This window comes from Arcicella rosea (genome assembly GCF_014204325.1).
In the GTDB taxonomy this organism is placed as follows: Bacteria; Bacteroidota; Bacteroidia; order Cytophagales; family Spirosomataceae; genus Arcicella; species Arcicella rosea_A.
Window position 1 is genome coordinate 1 of sequence record NZ_JACHKT010000049.1, and the last position, 21,189, is coordinate 21,189.

22 protein-coding genes are annotated in these 21,189 nt (G+C 33.5%); 16 read left to right on the plus strand and 6 right to left on the minus strand.

Going from position 1 to position 21,189, the window contains the following annotated elements; all coding sequences use genetic code 11:
• Nucleotides 1-101 precede the first annotated feature (101 nt).
• Nucleotides 102-1,211: a lipid-A-disaccharide synthase gene (gene lpxB / locus HNP25_RS20510; RefSeq protein WP_184137448.1), complete on the minus strand. Its 1,110-nt coding sequence runs from the start codon at nucleotides 1,209-1,211 to the stop codon at nucleotides 102-104.
• A 90-nt stretch (nucleotides 1,212-1,301) separates the two neighbouring features.
• On the minus strand, nucleotides 1,302-1,724 hold the full coding sequence (locus HNP25_RS20515; protein WP_184137450.1) for a 6-pyruvoyl trahydropterin synthase family protein: 423 nt from the start codon (nucleotides 1,722-1,724) through the stop codon (nucleotides 1,302-1,304).
• A gap of 352 nt (nucleotides 1,725-2,076) precedes the next feature.
• Between HNP25_RS20515 and rfaD the strand changes: the two genes are divergently transcribed.
• Entirely contained in the window at nucleotides 2,077-3,042 is a 966-nt protein-coding gene (gene rfaD, locus HNP25_RS20520; protein ID WP_184137452.1) for an ADP-glyceromanno-heptose 6-epimerase, read from the plus strand.
• A gap of 122 nt (nucleotides 3,043-3,164) precedes the next feature.
• Here rfaD and HNP25_RS20525 read toward each other — a convergent pair whose 3' ends face one another.
• The 3 genes from HNP25_RS20525 to HNP25_RS20535 form a co-directional block, all read right to left on the minus strand.
• Entirely contained in the window at nucleotides 3,165-4,175 is a 1,011-nt protein-coding gene (locus tag HNP25_RS20525) for a glycosyltransferase family 2 protein (protein WP_184137454.1), read from the minus strand.
• A gap of 109 nt (nucleotides 4,176-4,284) precedes the next feature.
• Entirely contained in the window at nucleotides 4,285-4,680 is a 396-nt protein-coding gene (locus HNP25_RS20530) for a hypothetical protein (RefSeq protein ID WP_184137456.1), read from the minus strand.
• A gap of 45 nt (nucleotides 4,681-4,725) precedes the next feature.
• A complete protein-coding gene (locus HNP25_RS20535) occupies nucleotides 4,726-5,118 on the minus strand; it encodes a hypothetical protein (RefSeq protein ID WP_184137458.1) in 393 nt (130 codons plus the stop codon).
• Nucleotides 5,119-5,242: 124 nt separating this feature from the next.
• Between HNP25_RS20535 and HNP25_RS20540 the strand changes: the two genes are divergently transcribed.
• The 9 genes from HNP25_RS20540 to HNP25_RS20580 all read left to right on the plus strand — a co-directional run bounded on the left by HNP25_RS20540 (nucleotide 5,243) and on the right by HNP25_RS20580 (nucleotide 12,738).
• Nucleotides 5,243-6,097, plus strand: coding sequence for a Cof-type HAD-IIB family hydrolase (locus HNP25_RS20540; protein WP_229202922.1), 855 nt, complete (start codon nucleotides 5,243-5,245; stop codon nucleotides 6,095-6,097).
• A gap of 258 nt (nucleotides 6,098-6,355) precedes the next feature.
• On the plus strand, nucleotides 6,356-6,982 hold the full coding sequence (locus HNP25_RS20545) for a hypothetical protein (protein WP_184137462.1): 627 nt from the start codon (nucleotides 6,356-6,358) through the stop codon (nucleotides 6,980-6,982).
• A 69-nt stretch (nucleotides 6,983-7,051) separates the two neighbouring features.
• Nucleotides 7,052-7,327, plus strand: a complete 276-nt coding sequence (locus HNP25_RS20550; RefSeq protein ID WP_184137463.1) for a hypothetical protein — start codon at nucleotides 7,052-7,054, stop codon at nucleotides 7,325-7,327.
• Nucleotides 7,328-7,334: 7 nt separating this feature from the next.
• Nucleotides 7,335-8,531, plus strand: coding sequence for a hypothetical protein (locus tag HNP25_RS20555; protein ID WP_184137465.1), 1,197 nt, complete (start codon nucleotides 7,335-7,337; stop codon nucleotides 8,529-8,531).
• A gap of 317 nt (nucleotides 8,532-8,848) precedes the next feature.
• Nucleotides 8,849-9,220 (plus strand): hypothetical protein, encoded by a 372-nt coding sequence (locus tag HNP25_RS20560; RefSeq protein ID WP_184137467.1) that lies wholly within the window; start codon nucleotides 8,849-8,851, stop codon nucleotides 9,218-9,220.
• 523 nt (nucleotides 9,221-9,743) lie between these two features.
• Nucleotides 9,744-10,448: a hypothetical protein gene (locus HNP25_RS20565; RefSeq protein WP_184137469.1), complete on the plus strand. Its 705-nt coding sequence runs from the start codon at nucleotides 9,744-9,746 to the stop codon at nucleotides 10,446-10,448.
• Between the two features lie 44 nt (nucleotides 10,449-10,492).
• A complete protein-coding gene (locus HNP25_RS20570; protein WP_184137472.1) occupies nucleotides 10,493-11,311 on the plus strand; it encodes an N-acetylmuramoyl-L-alanine amidase in 819 nt (272 codons plus the stop codon).
• A gap of 536 nt (nucleotides 11,312-11,847) precedes the next feature.
• Entirely contained in the window at nucleotides 11,848-12,564 is a 717-nt protein-coding gene (locus HNP25_RS20575; protein WP_229202923.1) for an SPFH domain-containing protein, read from the plus strand.
• 3 nt (nucleotides 12,565-12,567) lie between these two features.
• Nucleotides 12,568-12,738 carry a type II toxin-antitoxin system antitoxin gene (locus tag HNP25_RS20580; protein WP_184137473.1) on the plus strand — a complete coding sequence of 57 codons (171 nt, stop codon included), beginning with the start codon at nucleotides 12,568-12,570 and terminating at the stop codon, nucleotides 12,736-12,738.
• 51 nt (nucleotides 12,739-12,789) lie between these two features.
• Here HNP25_RS20580 and HNP25_RS20585 read toward each other — a convergent pair whose 3' ends face one another.
• Complete coding sequence (locus tag HNP25_RS20585; RefSeq protein ID WP_184137475.1) at nucleotides 12,790-13,959, minus strand: acetyltransferase domain-containing protein; 1,170 nt, start codon at nucleotides 13,957-13,959, stop codon at nucleotides 12,790-12,792.
• A 169-nt stretch (nucleotides 13,960-14,128) separates the two neighbouring features.
• Between HNP25_RS20585 and HNP25_RS20590 the strand changes: the two genes are divergently transcribed.
• From HNP25_RS20590 to HNP25_RS20615, 6 genes are all read left to right on the plus strand, one after another.
• Nucleotides 14,129-14,623, plus strand: coding sequence for a YMGG-like glycine zipper-containing protein (locus tag HNP25_RS20590; RefSeq protein WP_184137477.1), 495 nt, complete (start codon nucleotides 14,129-14,131; stop codon nucleotides 14,621-14,623).
• A 121-nt stretch (nucleotides 14,624-14,744) separates the two neighbouring features.
• Nucleotides 14,745-15,122 (plus strand): TY-Chap domain-containing protein, encoded by a 378-nt coding sequence (locus HNP25_RS20595; RefSeq protein ID WP_184137479.1) that lies wholly within the window; start codon nucleotides 14,745-14,747, stop codon nucleotides 15,120-15,122.
• A 1,099-nt stretch (nucleotides 15,123-16,221) separates the two neighbouring features.
• A complete protein-coding gene (locus HNP25_RS20600; RefSeq protein ID WP_184137481.1) occupies nucleotides 16,222-16,923 on the plus strand; it encodes an NUDIX hydrolase in 702 nt (233 codons plus the stop codon).
• 110 nt (nucleotides 16,924-17,033) lie between these two features.
• The gene (locus HNP25_RS20605) at nucleotides 17,034-18,680 is read left to right on the plus strand and encodes a ribulokinase (protein WP_184137483.1); all 1,647 of its coding nucleotides are present in this window, start codon (nucleotides 17,034-17,036) and stop codon (nucleotides 18,678-18,680) included.
• 107 nt (nucleotides 18,681-18,787) lie between these two features.
• A complete protein-coding gene (locus tag HNP25_RS20610; RefSeq protein ID WP_184137484.1) occupies nucleotides 18,788-19,486 on the plus strand; it encodes an L-ribulose-5-phosphate 4-epimerase in 699 nt (232 codons plus the stop codon).
• A 120-nt stretch (nucleotides 19,487-19,606) separates the two neighbouring features.
• A complete protein-coding gene (locus HNP25_RS20615) occupies nucleotides 19,607-21,151 on the plus strand; it encodes an alpha-N-arabinofuranosidase (RefSeq protein WP_184137486.1) in 1,545 nt (514 codons plus the stop codon).
• Nucleotides 21,152-21,189: the final 38 nt, after the last annotated feature.

Sequence of the window (21,189 nt, forward strand, 5' to 3'; positions counted from 1 at the left end):
GGAATTCGTTGTTCATCAATCACAAAAAAGCGGTCGAAATTAGTTTTTCGACCGCTTTTTTGTGATTTTAAAATTCGGGATGACTCATGTTTGTTTGAAGATTACTGTTTCAGATAATTTACCATCAAAGCTCCAGCTTTTTCAGATGCACCTTTTGTGCCAAGTAAATTACTAATTTCTTCATAACCTTTCAATTGTGCTTCTCTACTTTCTTTATCGATAGTAATTTTTGTCAATTCAGTTTGAAGATTTTCTTTCGTCAAATCATATTGCAGTAATTCTGTAACCACTTTTCTACCTGCAATCAAATTCACTAAAGAAACAAAAGGTACTCTTATCACTCTTTTATAAACTTGATATGCAGCCCAGCCTCCTCGATAACAAACAACTTGTGGCACATTGAACAAAGCCGTTTCCAACGTTGCAGTTCCAGAAGTTACTAAAGCGGCATCAGCCACAGAAAGTAAATTATAAGCATCATCCAAAACAATTTTTACAGGAAAAATCGATTGCCAACGGGCATATAATTCCTTAGGTAAGTTAGAGACTGCTGCAATTACAAACTGATATTCAGGGAATTGATATACTTGTGTTAGCATCATCGCCAACATTCCTTCTATTTCTTGTTTTCTACTTCCCGGCAATAAAGCAATGATTGGTTTTTGTCCTAATCTTGCTTCTTTTCTAAAATCTTTGGCTGGTGTAAAATCTGCAATGGCATCAAACAATGGATTACCTACATAATCTACTTCATAATCATACTTTTTAAAAAAGTCTTTTTCAAAAGGAAAGATTACGAATAATTTATCGACATACTTTTTTAAATTCAAGGCTCTTGATTGATTCCAAGCCCAAACTTTTGGAGAAATATAATAGAATGTTTTGATGCCTTTGAGCTTCGCAAATTTGGCAACTCGCATATTAAATCCTGCATAGTCAATCAGAATCACAACATCGGGTTGAAATTGTAAAATGTCTTTTTTACAAAAAGACAAAAAACCTAAAATAGTTGGAAGATTTTTGACGACCTCGAAGAAGCCCATAAAGGCAAGGTCTTTGTAATGTTTTACGATTTCTGCACCAGCACTTTGCATCATATCGCCACCCCAAGCACGGATTTCAGCAGATTCATCGTGCTTTAGAATACCTTTAATCAAATTCGAGCCGTGTAAATCTCCCGAACGTTCACCAGCGATGATATAATATTTCATTTGATTTTGGATTTCAGATTTTGGACTTCGGAGCTAATTCCAAAAATATATCGAATATCGTATTTCCGAAATCCAAAATCAATAATATCATTACTCTTCACCGAAGTATTCTACAAAATTCTTTTGTGTTTCGAATAATTGAAGGCTGTGTAATTTGGCTGTAGCTGAAACAGCTAAAATCTTTGGTGCTAATATTTTCCAGATTTCCATTACAAAAATTTCACAACTTGCCATTTTACCTTGCATAAAATCTACGTCAAGATTTAGGTTTTTATGATCTACTTTTTCAATGACTTCTTGCTTAATAATATCACCCAAAACTTTTAAATCAATTACAAAACCAGTGTCTGGGTCTGGTTTTCCTTTTACTGTAACAATCAATTCAAAATTATGACCGTGCCAATTAACATTAGCACAAGGCCCGAAAACTTCACGATTCTTTTCCTCAGACCAACTCAGATTATACAACCTGTGCGCAGCATTAAAGTGCTCTTTACGACTTACATAAACCATTGTTTTCAGTGTTTACAAGTGAAGGTATTATTGGGAAAACAGTAGCAATAAGTACCTATAAATATGAATAGGGTGCAAAATTACGATGAATTTATTCTCAAAAAAATTAAATCTAAGAATATCAGTCTTTCATGAATAAATTCAATTTCAAATATTAAGCATTTTTACTTATCGTTTTTGAACAAAATCGGTAAAGAACTTAATTATAAAAGTAAAAAACTCACACAAATCTTGGAAAGATTATATTTTTTCCAAAATCAGTGTATAGTTTAAATGGAAACTTAATTTTAATTTTGATAGTTTTTTAAATTTACCTAACACGTATAAATACAATTTTAATAATTGCTACTCTATGATTATTGTTACGGGTGCCGCAGGATTTATTGGAAGTTGCTTGATTCAACGTTTGAATCAAGATAATTTCAATTATATCATCGCCGTTGATGATTTTTCTGACGAACAGAAAAATAAAAATCTTGATGGTAAAAAAATTCAGGAAAGGGTTGATAGAGAACACTTTTTTGAATGGCTAGACGCAAATTATCAGGAAGTTGAGTTTTGTTTTCACATCGGTGCGAGAACAGATACCACTGAATTCAATGTTGATATTTTCAATAAATTGAATTTGAATTACTCAAAGAAAATCTGGAAGAAATGTCTCGATTACCAAATTCCATTAGTATATGCTTCGTCGGCTGCTACTTATGGCTTGGGTGAATTGGGTTATGACGACAACGAGTCTTTAATTCCACAATTAAAGCCTTTGAATCCTTATGGTGATTCAAAAAATGATTTTGACATTTGGGCTTTGAAACAAGAAGAACAACCTTTCTTTTGGGCTGGTTTAAAATTCTTCAATGTGTATGGACCAAACGAATTTCATAAAGGCAGAATGGCTTCAGTAATTTGGCATACTGTTAACCAAATCAAAAATACTGGCGAGATGAAACTTTTCCGCTCGCATAATGAGGATTACAAAGACGGCGAACAAATGCGTGATTTTATTTACGTGAAAGATGTAGTAGAAGTATGTATTTACTTAATGCACCATCGTCGCAATTCTGGTATTTATAATCTCGGCTCAGGTACAGCCCGTACTTTCTTGGATTTGGTAAAAAATACTTTCAAAGCATTGGATGTTCCAGAAAACATTTCATTTATCGATACTCCTGAAGACATCAGAGATAAATACCAATACTTTACAGAAGCAAATATGTCGAAACTACAATCAATAGGATATGATAAAAACTTTACAACATTAGAAGAAGGTGTGAACGACTATGTAAAAAACTATTTAGTCGCTGAGAAATATTACTAAGAGCTGTTAGCTTTGAGTTTTGAGCTATGAGCGAACATAAATAGAAAGACCAGATTGAAGTTTCAATCTGGTCTTTCTATTTATTAATGAAACTCAACATTCATCATTCACAATTCACCACTTTAAGAAGGATATTCTATCTTTTCCCCCGTCTGCTTAAAACCTTTTTCTTCAAATAATTTCTTCCAGCCTTCTGTAATAAAACCGATGCCGTAGCCAATTAATTGCACAAATACGGCTACAATACTCAGTAAGCCTACTTCAATACTTTTATTCTTTATCGTAGAATCTAGGAAGTTCAATAAAACATAAATACCTAACAGTACAATTCCTAAATAGAAGAATGGCGGAAAAAGGAAGTACCAAATCGGAATCGAAAAGCATCCTAGCGTAAAAATCATTGGGAAAGTATGTACTAGCTTTAACTCTTTTGGAAAGTAACGACTAATGTTGATTCTTGCTTTGCCAAAAAATCTCAACTGACGATAAAACTGCACAAAACTGGTTCTGCGTTTATGATAAATAAAGGCTTCCGAGATTAATCCAGACTTAAAACCTAAAGAAATTGCCCTAATACTAAACTCTATGTCCTCTCCCATTCTAGTAATGATAAAACCTTTTGTTTTTTCATAGACAGCTCTGGAAAGTCCCATATTGAAACTTCTTGGATGGAATGTACCTCCTAAATTATTTTTACTTCCTCTAATTCCGCCCGTAGTAAATACAGAAGTCATGGAGTAACTAATGGCTTTTTGAATGGGCGTAAAATTAGGATGGTCACGGTCGGGACCGCCGTAGAGGTCTAAAAAATCAGTATTTAGTTGTTGCTCAACAATCGCCAAGTAATCATTTTCTATCAAAGCATCAGAATCTAAAATGATGAAGTACTCTCCCGTCGCTTTGCTAAAACCAGTATTTCGAGCAAAGCCTTGTCCTGTGTTCTGTTGATAATAATAATGAATGTCTAAGCTATTTTTAAAAGTATTTACTACCTCCTCGCATTTGTTGACAGAACCATCTTCAATAATGACTACCTCAAAAAAAGAATAAGTCTGCTTTACAAGACATTGCAGTAACTCCTCCACTTCGTCGGGACGATTATAAACAGGAATGATAATAGAATATTTGCGCATCAAGGAATTTTAAATTTGTTGGCAAATTACAAGCTTTTTTAGAGAAATGTAGGTTTAACAAAGATAAAGTACTTGAAAAAATAGCTAACACTAAATTGCAATGATAGATTTAAAATCTACTTAAAAACATTATGTTGTAGATTTTAGGTGCTTTCCTTTTATCTGTTTTTACTATTTTAATATCATGCACACAATGTTTTAAAAACACTTCATATTTATTGATGATACTATCCTTTAAATCATTTCCTCCTGAATATGAAATATTCACTTTTCCTGAAAGCTTAAGTTTTAACAAGGTTATTTGTTTTAGCTTGCCTGAATACAAGGTTATTTTAAAACCTGCAAAACCTTTTACATCTTTACCGCCTAAACTATCAGGTAATGTTATGTAAGGACTTTTTCTTTGTATGATATAATATGGAATCTCAGTAGGACAAACAATAGTCTGTCCTACTGAAGATTGTATTGTAAAAAAGAAAATTATAATTCCCAGAAATCTCAACATGGTATAAGTAATAAAAGAATACTACTCTATTTATATTTTATAATCTCAAGGCTTCCCTTCCCTAACCTCTTTCCCCTTCACAGTCATTTCCCAATCGCCAAAACTACCATACAAAACAAAAGAGCCAAACCTGAATTTATCAACTAGTTCTGTGCCTTCTGAGACAGAATCAAAAAACTCTTTATCTACTGGCAATTCAAATTCTACAGCATTTACAGCATCTTTAATATGCTTTTTGATACTCAATGAAAAATGTGATTGCTTTAAACGTATCTTCAAAATATACTTGGGGGCATTCGCTACGCCATTTGCCTTCAAGGCTTTTAACTCGGCAATTAGTGCTTCGTTTTCTTGTCGTAGTGTTTTTACTTCGGCATTATTCCCACAAGAACTTACTAATAATGCACTAATGAGTAATAGATAAATAGGATTTTTCATGATATTGGATGATATGATTGATAAGGTTTTTCTTTTTTCAAATATTATTATTTTTTGAAATATACTATTCTTAACTGATTGATAACCTATTAATTTCAGGAAAGTATATAATCTTTCTGAGATTATGGCTAGTCTTCAATACTTCAATCGTAATTTGCAGAAAAAATCCTTACGAATGAAATATAAAATGCTGGTGTTGGATATGGACGACACCCTTCTTAACGACGACCATCAGATTTCTCAGAAAAACAAAGAGATGATTTTAAAAGCCCAAGAAAAGGGCGTTTATGTAGTACTTGCCTCTGGAAGACCAACTCCTGCCATGACGCATTATGCCAAAGATTTATCGCTCCATACCTTTGGTTCTTATATTGTTGCCTACAACGGTGGTGAGATTGTAGATATGACCAACGAAGAAGTACTCTTTGAACAAAGTATTAGTGCTGAACATCTCCATGAATTATATGATTTTAGTGTAGCACACAATGTGCATATTTTAGCCTACCTCGACGGTGCTATCATTACTGAGTCCGAATCAAAATACATTGACCTTGAAGCATATTTGACTGGTATGCCTTTGCGAAAGGTTGAAAGCTTTAAAGAGGCTATCAATAAGCCTTCTATTAAGTGTATTATGTTGGAAGAACCAGAGTATTTGGCAACAGTGAGTGATAAACTAAAAGCACATATTGACCATAAAAGTATTACAACATCTAAGCCTTTTTTCTTGGAAGTAATGCAAAAAGGAATTGATAAAGCCGCAAGTTTAGCAAGACTTGCCGAAAGACTCAACATTAATCCTGCTGAAATTATTGCCGTAGGAAATGCCAATAATGACTTAACCATGATTGAATACGCTGGCTTAGGTGTTTGGGTGGATAATGTAACACCAGAAATTCGTCATAAAGCTGATGTAATTGTAGCCTCAAATAATAATGATGGAGTAGCAGAAGTGATTGAACGTTATATTTTGAATTAGATATTAGTATCTCTTTAAAAAAGGGCTTACAGGTTTTGTGAAACGCAAAATCTGTAAGCCCTTTTTTTGTTGGAAAAATTAAAAAATATCAAATTGAAGAAGGTCATTGACCGAATAATAAATAAAAGTTTAGATTTTTCCACAGTTTTTATCAACATATTCTTCAAAACACTAAGTTTACCTCCATAATTAAATCACTGAAAATCAACCCGTAAAGCCGAAAAGGGATTTAGAGTAGGCGGTAAACTATTTACTTAGATGAAAAAAATATTAATCCTTTTTCCCATTATTTTATTGTTAAGCTTTTCCAGTTTTGGGGAAACTATTAAGGTTGATACACTACAAATAAAATCTCAAAGAGTCTTAGTTGATTCTGTATTAAAGCTTCAAAAAGAACTTTCATTAATTGGCAATAGGGTAAAAGATATTGCAAAAAAAATTGAAAGTCCTGCTGAAATTACCATTGAAGAGTGGCTTATAATTATGCTGCCAGCAATATTATTCCTTTTATTGTTTTTCTATTTTATGTCTTGGTTAAAAAAGGAAAACTTCAAACTTTCAGATGCACTCTCTGTGGATGAAAGTGTAAGTAAATCTATATCTTCTGAAACAAAAAAAGACCCTACTGATTCACTAAAACCAATAACCACAATCACCGAAACTCCCAATTATGCAAGAAGTTCAAGTAGAGTGATAGCATTCTTAACAGGTATTACAGCAATAGTGATTGCAATAAGCATTGTCACTATTTATAATTATGCACAAGTATCAAAACATACTGATTTAATTGATTTGGATGGTATTTGGAAAATAATTGCAGGATTAGGAATTGGAGTAGTTCCTTATGTTGCAAAAACGATTAAAGGTACAACTCCCCCTGTATAATAAAAATTTAAAACCAAACCCGTAAAGCCGAAAAGGGATTTAGAGTAGGCGGTAAACAAATAATAAACTATGGAAAAGATTCAATTAATAGTAAAAATCGAAGGAGGTACTGGAAGTGTTTTTGTTGATTTTGACTCAAAAAACACATTTCATTTCAAAGGAGCTGGTGTCTTTGAAAAAGAGGTTGAGATTAAGGAAGGTGAAAAGGCTGTTGTTATTGCAGGCTCAGAACCTAGTGATGGTTTTGTGTTAATTACAATAAAAAAACAACAGAAAACACTAGCGACTGCAAAATTTACACAAACTGTTTTTTATGGCATTTTACCTTTTACTGTTAAACCTTAATAATATCATGAAGACATATATTTTACGAGGATGGAAATACATCATAATCTTAGTCGTTGTTCTATCAACTTTTACCAATAAAGCATTGGCTCAATATGACTCCAAAGAAACTTTATACACGCTTGAAAAATATGCAAAAAATAATAAGGCAAACAAATCCATTTTAACTGAAATATTATCCGAAAAATTACAATTTGCCTTTGACAACAAATTGGTAAATTCTACTGATAATAAATTAGAGTTCAAGGGTTCTCTTCAAGGCTGGAAAACTTTGTTTAGCCACACTGACAAAGCCAAAACGGCATATTTAGATAATGTATTTAGCAGAAATTTTGAAATGGGTGGAGGTATAATTTTTGATAGCCAAAACCAACTAAAAGTAAAAGGGTTAAATTTGAATTTAAAATATGCCATTATTAATAATAGAGACCCTAAAACATTTAAGTATTTTGAAAAGACTGAAAAATTCAACAAGTCTGTTCAGAGTCTATTACCATTTTTAACTCAAATACGTGATGATTATCAAAACATGGATGATAAAAATCTTTCTATCATAGATAAAGAGAGGGTCAAAAACAGTTTAGATAAGTTTACTAAACAACAAGATATTAGTTTGTTAGACCCTTTACTCTTAGAAAAAATCAATAAATCTAGCCTTCAGGCATTTGAAGCTAATTTTGCTGCTGCTACAAAAAGCTATGATTCAACTATTAACAAAATGAATAACGCTTCTATTTGGACAATAGCCTTAAATTCAAACTATGTAGATAAAAAATGGTCTGAAATAACATTGCAAACGGAGTTCATTAAAGGTTTGGGAGGTATTGAGCGGGAAAGGGAAGATTATCCTTGGGATTTATATGGCGGTGTATTTTTTAAAAATCTCCAAGATACTACCAATCTTGAAAAGTCAATTAATCGAACTGTACTAACTGGGAAATTTGGTGTAAACAAAGTTTTAGCACTGTCTAAAACTGACATAAAATCTTCAGCACTTGAAGTCTTATTAAATGTAGAGTATAATTACATTCCTAGAGGAAGATACAGTAATGAAGAAGAAAAAACATTTATGTTAGCTTCAACAATTAGTATCAGGCTTGCACCAAATGTATATTTCCCTGTAGAAATTAAGTATGACCCCAAAAATGGAAATTTCTTTGGTTTCCTAAAGGTTAAATGGGATATGCTAAGATTTAATCAATAATCATTTTCAAAACCTTTTAATTTTATTACCCCAATAAACCATAAAATCAATACAGTTTATTGGGGTAGTTTTCCTCCTCCTCCCTCATTTTCTTTACAAAATCCTCCTCCACAATTCCCTCCATTTACCGTTTAATAAAAATTGGTGTAAATATTTTCCATTTTATTTGACCTGAATTAGTTAAATATTTAGATTTACTCAGCTTTAATATACTGATAATCAAGCACAATAGCACTACACTTTTCTTTACTTGATTTTTCTGGTATTGAGCAATGTGCTATCTAATAAACTATTTAACTAGTTCCTAAGATTAGGCTTTGAAAGAAGTATTAGGCTTCTTCTCTGATGAAAACAAGATGATTAAAACGATTACTAATACGATGTCCTATACTTCTATTGGTAATGCTCCGTGGGTAAAGGTGGCAGAGGAGTTGTACCCTTTGATTCAAAAAATAGGTAAGCTGATAGTTGCTAATTCTACCGATTATATTACTCAACAAACCTATTGGTTGGAGATTAGGAATAACAATGGTATTTACGAATGGCGTTTTTTTAGTAATGACCTTGATAAAATTATTTTTGATTGGCAGATAGCCAATGGGAAGTTGGTACTTCCATCTCAGATTATAGTTGATGCTAATAATAATATTGAATTAGAAGTTAGCTTTCAAGGGGTAATTCACGACTAAATACTTAGAAGCTAATGGATTGAATACTTTATATTCTTAAAAGCATAATTTAGATATATGAAATATACTGAATTGAGCTTTAACATATAGTCCCGAAAAATGGAACATATCAAATTATAGTTTAACATATAGTCCCGAAAAATGGAATGTACCAAATTATAATTTAGCATATAGTCCCAAAAAATGGAACATATCAAATTATAGTTTAACATATAGTCCCAAAAAATGGAACATATCAAATTATAGTTTAACATATAGTCCCAAAAAATGGAACATACCAAATTATAGTTTAGCATATAGTCTCGAAAAATGGAACATATCAAATTATAATTTAGCATATAGTCCTGAAAAATGGAATGTACCAAATTATAATTTAGCATATAGTCCTGAAAAATGGAATGTACCAAATTGAGTTTTGATGTTTAATCTTTTAAAAAAAGTATTTATGTCAAAATCTATTCAATCTATTTCCTTGATTAAGAATCTACTTATTTTTTTTCCATAACCTAAAACAAAAAAAGCCATGCTACAACCTGAAAGGTTTTTCAACAATTTTTTCGAGAGTAAGAATATTTCTTCGCCTCGACTGTATGAATTCGCAATTGATGCTATTGCTAAACTACAAGCAGCTAATGTCAACAATCAATTTAATGCCTTTATTAACGCTTTGAGTCCCGCAGCAAATGCCTTGGGCGATGAAGTTGGTGTTATTAAGACAGCCCTAGCTTTACAGAAGGGCAAAACATTAGGTTTGAACGAAGTCATCAAAAACTTCAAGACCTATATGAGTTTAAATCAAGGTGTAATTGCCAGAGCCGTAGGTGGTACAAATACTGCTGCCTATCAAGCATTTTATCCACAAGGCATTAGAGAATACTCAACGGCAACCCAAACTAAATTGCCAGCCTTATTAATTCAGGTAAGTAATGCCGCAGATTTGTATGCCAACCGAATTGGAGATGAAATTAGGAATGAATTAAAAGCATTTAATAGTCAGTTTCATGATAGCCGTAATGCACAATTACTACAAAAGGGAACAGTAGGCGAAAGCCGTGTAGAACGTTCTACCAATAGAAAAGTGCTAGAATTAGAGTTACTAAAAACAATTCATAGCATAGCACTGATGTTTCCAGCCGATGTAGAAAAATGTATATCCTTGTTTAATTTTAATTTACTAGAAGCCCCTAAAAAAGCAAAGAAAGTAAATCCAGAAATGCCTAAACCTTAAAAATAGCAATAAGCTTACCATTATTACTCAAAACTAAAACGCTAATGAAAATTTTAAATCATTTACTTTATGCCAACGACGGCAAACAAGTGAGCTATCGTGCTACGCCCAACAGGGGTAGTAAATATTCGCCCACTTACTTAGTAATGCACTATACAGCAGCCACCAAAGCGGCGGGTTCTATTGCATGGTTTTTGAAACCAGAAGCAAAAGCTTCTGCACATTTGGTGATTGACAAAGATGGTACTATTACCCAGTTTGCTCCTTTTAATGTTGTCACATGGCATGCAGGTGTTAGTCAGTGGAATGGTTTGAACGGATTAAATAGCTATTCAATTGGGATTGAGCTTGTAAATGGTGGAAAATTAATTAAACAAGGAGGCAAATGGGTTTGCCCAGTTGATAAAGAGTCTGTGCCAGATAATGATGTAATCATCGCTAAACATAAAAACGAAACAGTAGAAAATGCTTGGCATGAATATTCTGAAAAACAGTTAGCTGTAGCCATAGAAGTGGCTACTTTATTGGTGAAGACTTATGCTTTGAAAGATGTAGTAGGACATGAAGACATTGCTCCTTTCCGCAAAAGTGACCCAGGCCCTGCTTTTCCGATGGGAAGCTTTAAGTCAAAAGCGATGGGTAGAAAAGATGAGACACTTGACCTCTACAAAACCAGTACCGAAGTAAATATCAGAAAAGGTGCAGGCACACAATTTGAGACCGTGACTAAGATGCTCCCAGCCAATACCAAAGTAACGATATTAAAGCGAGAAGGCACTTGGAGCTTTGTAGAAGTATTAGACACCGTGCATGGGCTAAACGATATAGAAGGTTGGATTAGCGCTAAGTATTTAGTAAAATAATTGGATTAAAGTATTATTGAAACATGAGTCATTCCGAATTTTAAAATCATAAAAAAAGCGGTTGAAATTAGTTTTTCAACCGCTTTTTTTATGATTGATGGGCAACGAATTCCTACTGTTTGAGCGAAGCGAGTTTAGGAATTCTTGATTTTCTTTTGTTACTTTTCTTTTATCAAGAAAAGAAAAGTAAGGACAAGGCGATAAAAACTATAAAACCACTCAAAACTCAATATTTGATGAGAAAATTCGGGATTGACTCATGTTTGTTTTGTGATATTCACTAATCATTGGCTAAAGCCATTTATCATTTTTATAGCACATAAGTCATTAAAAATGAATGGCTATCTCAAAAATTATAGTACTATTGTAATATCATTTTAATATCAAAATTTTACTTCTATGAAAACTGAAAAACACATTAATCCAATCAATGGATACCTAGCTATCATTGCATTGTTGTTAAGTATTGCTTTCTTAATTTTGGCATTGTTGAAAAGCATCCATTTGATGCTGTACTTGCTTCGTTGTTGATTTGTTTGATAATAAAAGGCTTTATCATTATTAGTCCTAATAGTGCACAAGTACTTTTGCTCTTTGGTGAATATAAAGGCACTATCAAACAAAACGGATTGTTCTGGATAAACCCTTTCCTTAGCCGTACAAGTTTATCAATGAAAGCCCGCAATTTTGAAAGCGACAAAGTAAAGGTGAATGATAAGATGGGAAATCCTATTTTAATCAGTGTAATCTTAGTATGGCGTGTAGAAGATACATTTAAGGCTATTTTTGACGTTGACAATTATACTGGTTTTATTAAAATACAGACAGATTCGGCAGTAAGAAAACTAGCAGGTTCTTTCCCTTATGATCATTTTGAAGATGAGAAAGCAACAATTACATTGAGTACTAATTTCGATGATATTAATGCAGCTTTAGAAAATGAAGTAAGTGAAAGATTAGAAATTGCTGGCATCAAAGTAATTGAGTCAAGAATTGCATATTTAGCTTATGCACCAGAAATTGCACACTCAATGCTTAGAAGACAACAAGCCTCTGCGGTAGTAGCTGCACGCCATAAAATTGTGGAAGGAGCCGTAGGAATGGTTGAAAGTGCTTTAGATTTACTAAGTTCAAAGAATATCATCACTTTTGATGATGATAAAAAAGCTACGATGGTAAGCAACTTAATGGTTGTACTATGTGGTGATAGCGAAACAAAGCCTGTAATTAATACAGGCACTTTAAATCAATAAGTTATGGCTGAAAAGAAATCTTTTGCCCTACGCATAGATGCTGACATGATGAAAGCCATAGAAAAATGGGCAGCAGATGAATTCAGAAGTGTGAATGGGCAAATTGAATGGATGCTTAACAAAAGCCTAAAGGATGCCAAAAGGCTTAAAAGCAAAGATAATCCGACAAAATAAGATAGTTTTGCTTCCTTGTGATGAGACAATCCCATCACAAGGAAGCTATTGTTATAAATAGCGTAGCCATTTATTTTCTTTATGGGTCATTTTATAATCTCCGTACCATTTACACAGTGGAAATAATGCAATGACTATCAATAACCAGATAAAGTAAATCATAGGTAATTCTACGCCTGAAACCCCTTTAGGTCTGCCAAATGAAAATGGGCTAAAGTCCATTTCTTCCCAAGTAAAGCCTTGTATAAATAATACGATAATCATTGTAGTATGTACCAAATACCAATGAATGAGGTAATAAAACAAAGGTACTTTGCCATAAACAGAAACAATTTGGACAACCTTATTTTTCAAGGTATCTACACTTGCTAAAACTAGCATCATCACGCCCAAAGTCACCAAAGTATAAAATAATGAAGGCGGATACTTACTAAGATTAATAAAAGACAAAAATGTAAATACAGCGTCTTTCTGAACCGACCATTTTGCTCCATCTCCATAAATATCTATCCATCTTAATGCAGCAAAGAGTACAAGCATCGAAATCCCTACCTGAAATAATAATTTCCTTCTTTTATCAGCTGAAAGTTCAAAGATTAATCCACTTGCATAACCTAACAACATAATTCCCAACCAAGGAATAATTGGGTAAGAAATCAAGAAAGTAAAATGGGGTGTTATCTGAAAAAGATTAGAGGCAAAAAGATATGAGGTAATGAATCTTAAACTAGGGTTTTCAATTGCAAAAGCTAGAGGCGTTAATAAATCATGCCCAAGGATGATAACTAGACCGATTATGCCAATGGTTTTGGGCGATAGTCTTAATAAAGCAGCAAGTATGATAAAACTAAAACCAATTGCACCTATCACTTGCGACATAATGATGCTAAAATGAATATTGTACCAAATGCCAAAATTAACAATGGTATATTCCAAAAGAATCAACCACAATCCCCGACTCAACAAGAACCTTTGATTCGCCTTAACATCTATTTGTTTTTTGAAAGACAAGTACGCAGAAGTACCCGATAAAAAAACAAAAGTAGGTGCACAGAAATGTGTGATGAAACGAGTAAAAAATAAAAATGGAGTGGTGGTAGCTAAATTGGTAGGGTCATCGGATAATGAAGAGACGTGCATTAAATCTCTTACATGGTCTATCGCCATAATAACCATCACCAATCCTCTCACAAAGTCTATTGAATGTATTCTTTTGTCCATAGTAAATTATGTTTAGACTACAATTTATTAAATTTTTATAAGGAAGACACAGTATATGTAGAATATATTCCTCATATATTCTCAAAAAATTTAGATTACATATCACTTAAACACTGGAATAATATTTTAATTATTACTGGCAAATTATTCTTAAACAAAAAATAGAAATATGAAAAATACCCTAATCATCTTATCTGCTTTCATCATCATGGTTTCTTGTAATCAAAATACTAAAACAGAAGTAGAACAAGCCAAACAAATGGCGATTGATTCAATGAAGAATCAAACTGCTTTAGAAGAAGCAAAACAAGCAGTAATTGATTCAATGAAACTAGAAGCACAAAAACAAGTAAGTATAGATTCATTAAATGCTGCGAATACAGTAGCCAATTCAAAACATACTTCCAATAAAGTATCTGCTGGCGGAAGTACTAGTAGTACTAATAATAATACAGTAGCCTCTGCCCCTGCGGTAGCCAAAAAGAAAAAAATGAGTGGTGCTGTAAAAGGAGCTTTGATTGGAGGAGGCGTTGGTGCAGTATCTGGCGCAATTATCTCAAGAAACAATAACCCATTGAAAGGTGCATTAATCGGTGGCGTAATTGGTGCAGGAGTTGGAGCAGGTACAGGTGCTATTATTGATGCTAAAAATAAAAAAGAATAACTAAAATATTGCTGAAATTCAGACAAACACCAAAGCTTTTTCAAGAGATGAAAAGGTTTTGGTGTTTTTTGTTGTACCAATATTCTTGAATCTGCATTAACTTTGGCAAAAAATTAAGAAGATGAATACAGCACTCATTAAAATAGCTATCAATAAAATTCTTAAAGAAGGTGGTGATAGCAATTATTTTGTCATTGATATTACAAAAGACTATTACATACAAGCAGCTAGTTCAAAAGGTGCTGAAGATGTATTTTGTGAAGCAGTTTCTAATCAATATCTATCGAAAGAGAGTAAGCTTTCGGAAGAACAATTGGCGAAGTTGAAACAAATTGGCTGGAATACTCCTACAGAAAACAATGTTAATTTTTTTATAGAACGTCCTGCCAATAATAATGCAGCTATTGAAGCCCTTGCAAACTTTATTTCCACTACGATTTCAACCGTTTATTCTACAGATGCACTAAGTAAAGAATCTTTCCAATTCCATTTAGCGTAATTAGATTTCTTAGAAAAATCAAATTTCCTCAAGTTTTATTAAAAAGTCACCCAACTAAGCATTTCATGTATTGGCTAGACCCAACTCAAGTTATATCTAAGTATTTTATCTTATATTATCTTGTTAATTCCTTAACCTATGGATTAAACGATTAGCTTAATTTTGGATTAAAATTAAGTCTAACAAAATCATTTCTTTGAATAATCTATCTACCTATTTTTTTCAAATTAAATTAATTCAAGATATATTAAAACTTTACTAAGCGTTTTATTGCTAAAAAGTACCAGTTAATAAATTCTTATCCTTTTTTTGTGCTTTTAAGTCAAAATTTCAACGATTCAACATTGCATTTATAAAAAAAATATAGAACTTAGCATCGGTTGAACGACATAAAAGTTATTACTAATCATTTGGTTTTGAGTATAAACTATTGATTTTCATACTTTTTTAGTTTTATTATTGACTCAGATTTACTTTTCAAATCAAATAAACAGAGTAAAAAATAACAACTTTTTCGTTTACTGAGATAACCACTAATATTTATTCTTAAGCAGGTAAACAAGTAATTTCATTTGATTATCGAAATATTAACACACACATAAATTATGACAAATTTATTAAGCAACCCACTGGTATTGTCAGTTTTGGCAATAGTAGCTTTACAAGTATTCTATCTTTTATTCTATTCTTTAAGAAAGACGAATGTAAATAAATGCCCTAGCTGTGGAAACCTTCACTGCGACAGGGTAAAAAGACCTTTTCAGATAAAATTATTTTTATCTTACTTTTCTGACTTGAAATATTACAAATGTCCTAGTTGTAATGCTAATTTTTTTATTGTACAAACAAAAGATAACAGCGTTGACAAAAACTCTAAATTTCTAAAGGTTTAATTTTCATATTTAATCTTTTTGAAAAACTCATATTCAGATAATATTTATCTGAATATGAGTTTTTTTTATTCCCCCATAAATCAAAATGTGAAGTATAATTTTTTGAAATCAATTTATTACATTTGTGAGATAATTTTCTTTTTAAAAGAATTTGTTGTATTAAGTAAATTGTGTTATGTTTACACAATCTATTTCAAAACAACAGTATGCTTCAAAAATACACACATGAAACTCGGATACTCTTAGCCATTGATTGCATCATTTTTGGCTTTGATGGCGAAGAATTAAAATTACTCTTAATTAAACGAAACTTTGATCCTGAAAAAGGTAAATGGTCTTTAATGGGAGGATTTTTGAATGAAACGGAAGGTTTAGAGGAAGGAGCAAAAAGAGTTTTAAATGAATTAACTGGGCTTGAAAATGTGTACATGGAACAACTTCAAGCTTTCGGCGAAATCACTCGTGACCCAGTAGAACGTACAGTTTCTGTTAGCTTTTTTGCGTTGATTAATATTCATGCTCATGACTCTGAATTATCACGTTCGATGAATGGATATTGGTTCAATTTTAAAGATAAACCTGATTTAATTTTTGATCATAACAAAATGGTAAATCTTGCTTTATCTCAATTAAGATACAAAGCCGCTTTACACCCACTTGGTTTTGAGCTATTGCCAGAAAAATTTACAATTCCGCAACTGCAGAAACTCTACGAAGCCATCTATGATATGAAATTAGACCGTAGAAATTTCAGCCGAAAAATTATTTCTACTGGATTATTAATTGATACTGGGGAAAAAAACGAACACTCTGCCACGAAAAAAGCAGTTTTGTATCAGCTTGATGCAGAGAAATATAAAAACAATTTCAACGATTTCCACAATTTCATTTCCGATTTTAAATGGTAATGAAGTAAATAAGCTTACAATCCTTACAATTTATTTTAAACTTGACATTCAACGAATATTAAAAAATTACAAACAATTGTGTCATTTCGACACAAAAATTTATTTAAACCATGAAAAACCAATACGTCATCGGTGTTGATTATGGAACAGATTCTGTTCGCTCAGTACTTATTGATACTTCAAATGGCAAAGAAATCAGCCAATCAGTTTTTTATTATCCAAGATGGAAAGCAGGAAAATATTGCGTACCTGCTAAAAACCAATTTCGTCAACATCCTTTAGATTACCTTGAAGGTTTAGAAAACACCATTAAAGATTGTCTGGCAAAAGCACCCGCAGTAAATCCTGAATCAGTAAAAGGTATCACTGTTGATACAACAGGTTCTACGCCAGTTGCAGTTGATAAAACTGGTACTCCTTTGGCATTAACCGCTGGTTTTGAGGAAAATCCAAATGCGATGTTTGTACTTTGGAAAGACCATACTTCAGTAAATGAAGCGGCAGAAATCAACCAAGTTTCACGTACTTGGGGAGGTATCGACTACACTCAGTTTGAAGGAGGTATTTATTCATCTGAGTGGTTTTGGGCAAAAATTTTACACATCACTCGTGAAGATGAAAGTATTGCCAACGGAGCTTATTCTTGGATGGAGCATTGCGACTGGATTCCTTCAGTCTTAATTGGAAGTAATGATGTTGATGCAGTAAAAAGAAGTAGATGTGCGGCTGGTCACAAAGCGATGTGGCATGAGTCGTGGGGAGGTTTACCTTCGGAAGAATATTTAGGGAAATTTGATAGTCGTTTGGCAGCATTACGTTCAAGATTATTTGAAGATACTTATACTGCTGATGTGGCAATGGGTAATTTATCCGAAGCTTGGGCAGAAAAATTAGGTTTAAGTACTGAAACAATCGTTTCGGTTGGTACTTTCGATGCTCACGCTGGGGCGGTTGGCGTAGAAATTGAATCGGCTACTTTGGTAAAAGTAATGGGTACTTCTACTTGCGACATGATGGTTGCTCCTTTTGATGAAATTGGTGATAAACTCGTTCGTGGAATTTGTGGACAGGTTGATGGTTCAATTATTCCGGGAATGTTAGGTTTAGAAGCGGGACAATCTGCTTTTGGAGACTTGTTGGCTTGGTTCAAAAACCTAACAATGTGGTCGGTACAAAATGCTGATATTGCTCCAGAAATCAAACAACAAATTGAAGACTCTATCATTGTAAATCTTTCTAAAGCAGCGGCAGCCATTCCTATTTCTGAAAAAAATGTGGTTGCTCTCGACTGGGTAAATGGTAGAAGAACTCCCGATGCTAACCAAGCTTTAAAAGGTGCTATTATGGGTTTAGGAATGGGTTCTGACGCTCCTGCGATTTTCCGTGCGATGGTTGAAGCCATCTGTTTTGGTTCAAAAGCGATTGTTGACCGTTTCAAAAATGAAGGTGTTGATATTAAGCAAATTGTAGGTATGGGCGGTGTGGCTAAAAAGTCTGACTTTGTGATGCAAACATTGGCTGATGTTTTAGATATGCCTGTGAAAATTGCTACTTCTGAACAAGCTCCTGCTTTGGGTGCTGCTATGTATGCGGCTGTAGCGGCTGGTATTTATCCAGATGTAAACACTGCTGTTTCGGCGATGGGTAATGGTTTTGATAAAACGTACTTCCCTATTGTAGAAAACGTTGAGCTGTATGCAAAGCTTTACGAAAAATATGAGGCTTTAGGTGCATTTGTTGAATCACAGACTTTGTAAGATTAAAGAGACAAGAAGCAAGACTTTAGGAATTTGGAGTTTGCCATAAATCTTATTTCTTTTCTCTTGCTTCTTGCCTCTTTCAATAACAATTCATATTTAAAATCATGTATCAAGATATTAAACAAGCCTGTTTTGAGGCAAATATGCAACTTCCTAAATTGGGTTTAGTTGTTTTTACTTTCGGAAATGTAAGTGTGGTTGATAGAGAAAAAGGTGTTTTTGCTATTAAACCAAGTGGTGTGCCTTACGAATCTTTACAGGCTGACCAAATCGTAATTTGCGATTTTGATGCTAAAGTGATGGAAGGGACTTTCCGCCCTTCTTCTGATACTAAAACACATGCCGTATTGTATAAACATTGGACAGAAATCGGTTCTATCGTGCATACACATTCTACTTATGCTACTTCATTTGCACAGGCTCAAATGGATATTCCAATTTTAGGAACTACTCACGCCGACCACCTAACTGTGGATGTACCATGTGCTCCGCCAATGAGTGACGAAATGATTAAAGGCGATTATGAATACGAAACAGGCTTCCAAATCATGAATCATTTCGAGAAAAAAGGTTTCTCTTATAAAGAAGTAGAAATGGTACTTCTGGGAAATCACGCTCCGTTTACTTGGGGAAAAAATGCCGAAAAAGCCGTTTATAATGCAGGTGTTTTAGAAGCTGTAGCTCAAATGGCTTACTTGACCTGTACTTTAAATCCACGAGTAAATCGCTTGAAAGATACGCTTATCGAAAAACACTACGAGCGTAAGCATGGCAAAAGTGCCTACTACGGTCAAGGATGTTAATGAGTGAGGAGTTTTGAGTGATGAATGTGGAGTACAACTATGCTTACATTCACAACTCACCATTCACTAACTCACTCATTCACAATTAAATATTATTCCAATTAAATCCTCAAAAAAACAATGAAAAAACAACTATTGGCGATGGCTTGTTTAGGGCTTTCTTTCTTAGGAAATGCTCAAAATACAGCAACATTGCAAGCCGATTCTGGTAAAGTAACCATTAACAAACACATTTACGGACATTTTGCCGAACACTTAGGAACATGTATCTACGGTGGTTTTTATGTGGGAGAAAACAATACTAAAATTCCTAATAAAGATGGTGTTAGATTAGACATTGTTGATGCCCTAAAAAAATTAAAAATCCCTAACCTACGTTGGCCAGGTGGTTGTTTTGCAGACACTTATCACTGGAAAGACGGTATAGGGCCTAAAGCTCAACGTCCAGCGATGGTTAATACTTGGTGGGGTGGTGTTACTGAAGACAATTCTTTTGGTACACACGATTTCTTAAATATGTGCGAGCTGTTAGGAACTGAACCTTATATTTCGGGCAATGTTGGTAGTGGAACTGTACAAGAATTAAAAGACTGGACTCAATATATCAACTTAGGTGCTGGAACAAGTCCAATGTCAAAATTACGTGAGCAAAATGGTCGTGAAAAACCTTGGAATGTTGCTATCTGGGGTGTTGGTAACGAAGCTTGGGGTTGTGGTGGAAATATGACAGCCGATTATTATGCTAACATTTATCGCCAGTATTCAACCTTTATGGCAGGTGCTGATAAAAAAGGACTTTTCAGAGTTGCATCTGGTGCGAGTGATGCAGATTATAAATGGACAGAAACATTGATGAAAAACATTCCGCATCAAATGCTTGAAGGTGTAGCCATTCACCATTATTCAGTGTTGAGCTGGGGCGAGGGAAAAAAGACTTCTGCAACGGAATATACTGATAAAGAATATTTCAAAACTATGCAACAAGCTTTGTTGATGGATGAATTGGTAACAAAACATTCAGAAGTAATGGATAAGTACGACCCGAAAAAGAAAATTGCTTTAGTAGTTGACGAATGGGGCGGTTGGTACAATGTAGAGAATGGAACAAATCCGGGTTTCTTGTTTCAACAAAATACGATGAGAGATGCGATGATTGCTGGGGCTACTTTAAACATTTTCAACAATCACGCTGACCGTGTTAGAATGGCAAATTTGGCACAAGTAGTGAATGTTTTGCAAGCAGTAATCCTTACCAAAGAAGAAAAAATGTTGCTCACTCCTACTTATCACGTCATGGAAATGTACAATGTTCACCAAGATGCTACTTTACTTCCAATCAAAGTAAAAACAAATACTTTTGAATTTGAAGGTGAAAAATTACCAGCAGTTTCAGTTTCGGCTTCAAAAGATGCTAAAGGTTTAACACACATTTCTTTAACAAACGTTGACCCTAAAAATCCTCAAGAAATCACGATTGATTTGAAAGGTGCTAAATATGTTTCAGTTGCTGGAAGAATTTTAACCGCTGAAAAATTAAGAGACCACAATACTTTCGAGAATCCGAACAAAATTCAGCCAAAAGCATTTTCTGGAGCAACAATCTCAGGAAATCAATTGAAAGTAAAATTACCTGCATTCTCTGTGGCTGTATTAGAATTAAAATAAATTTTATCACATAACATTCTGGTGTTCACCAAATTATA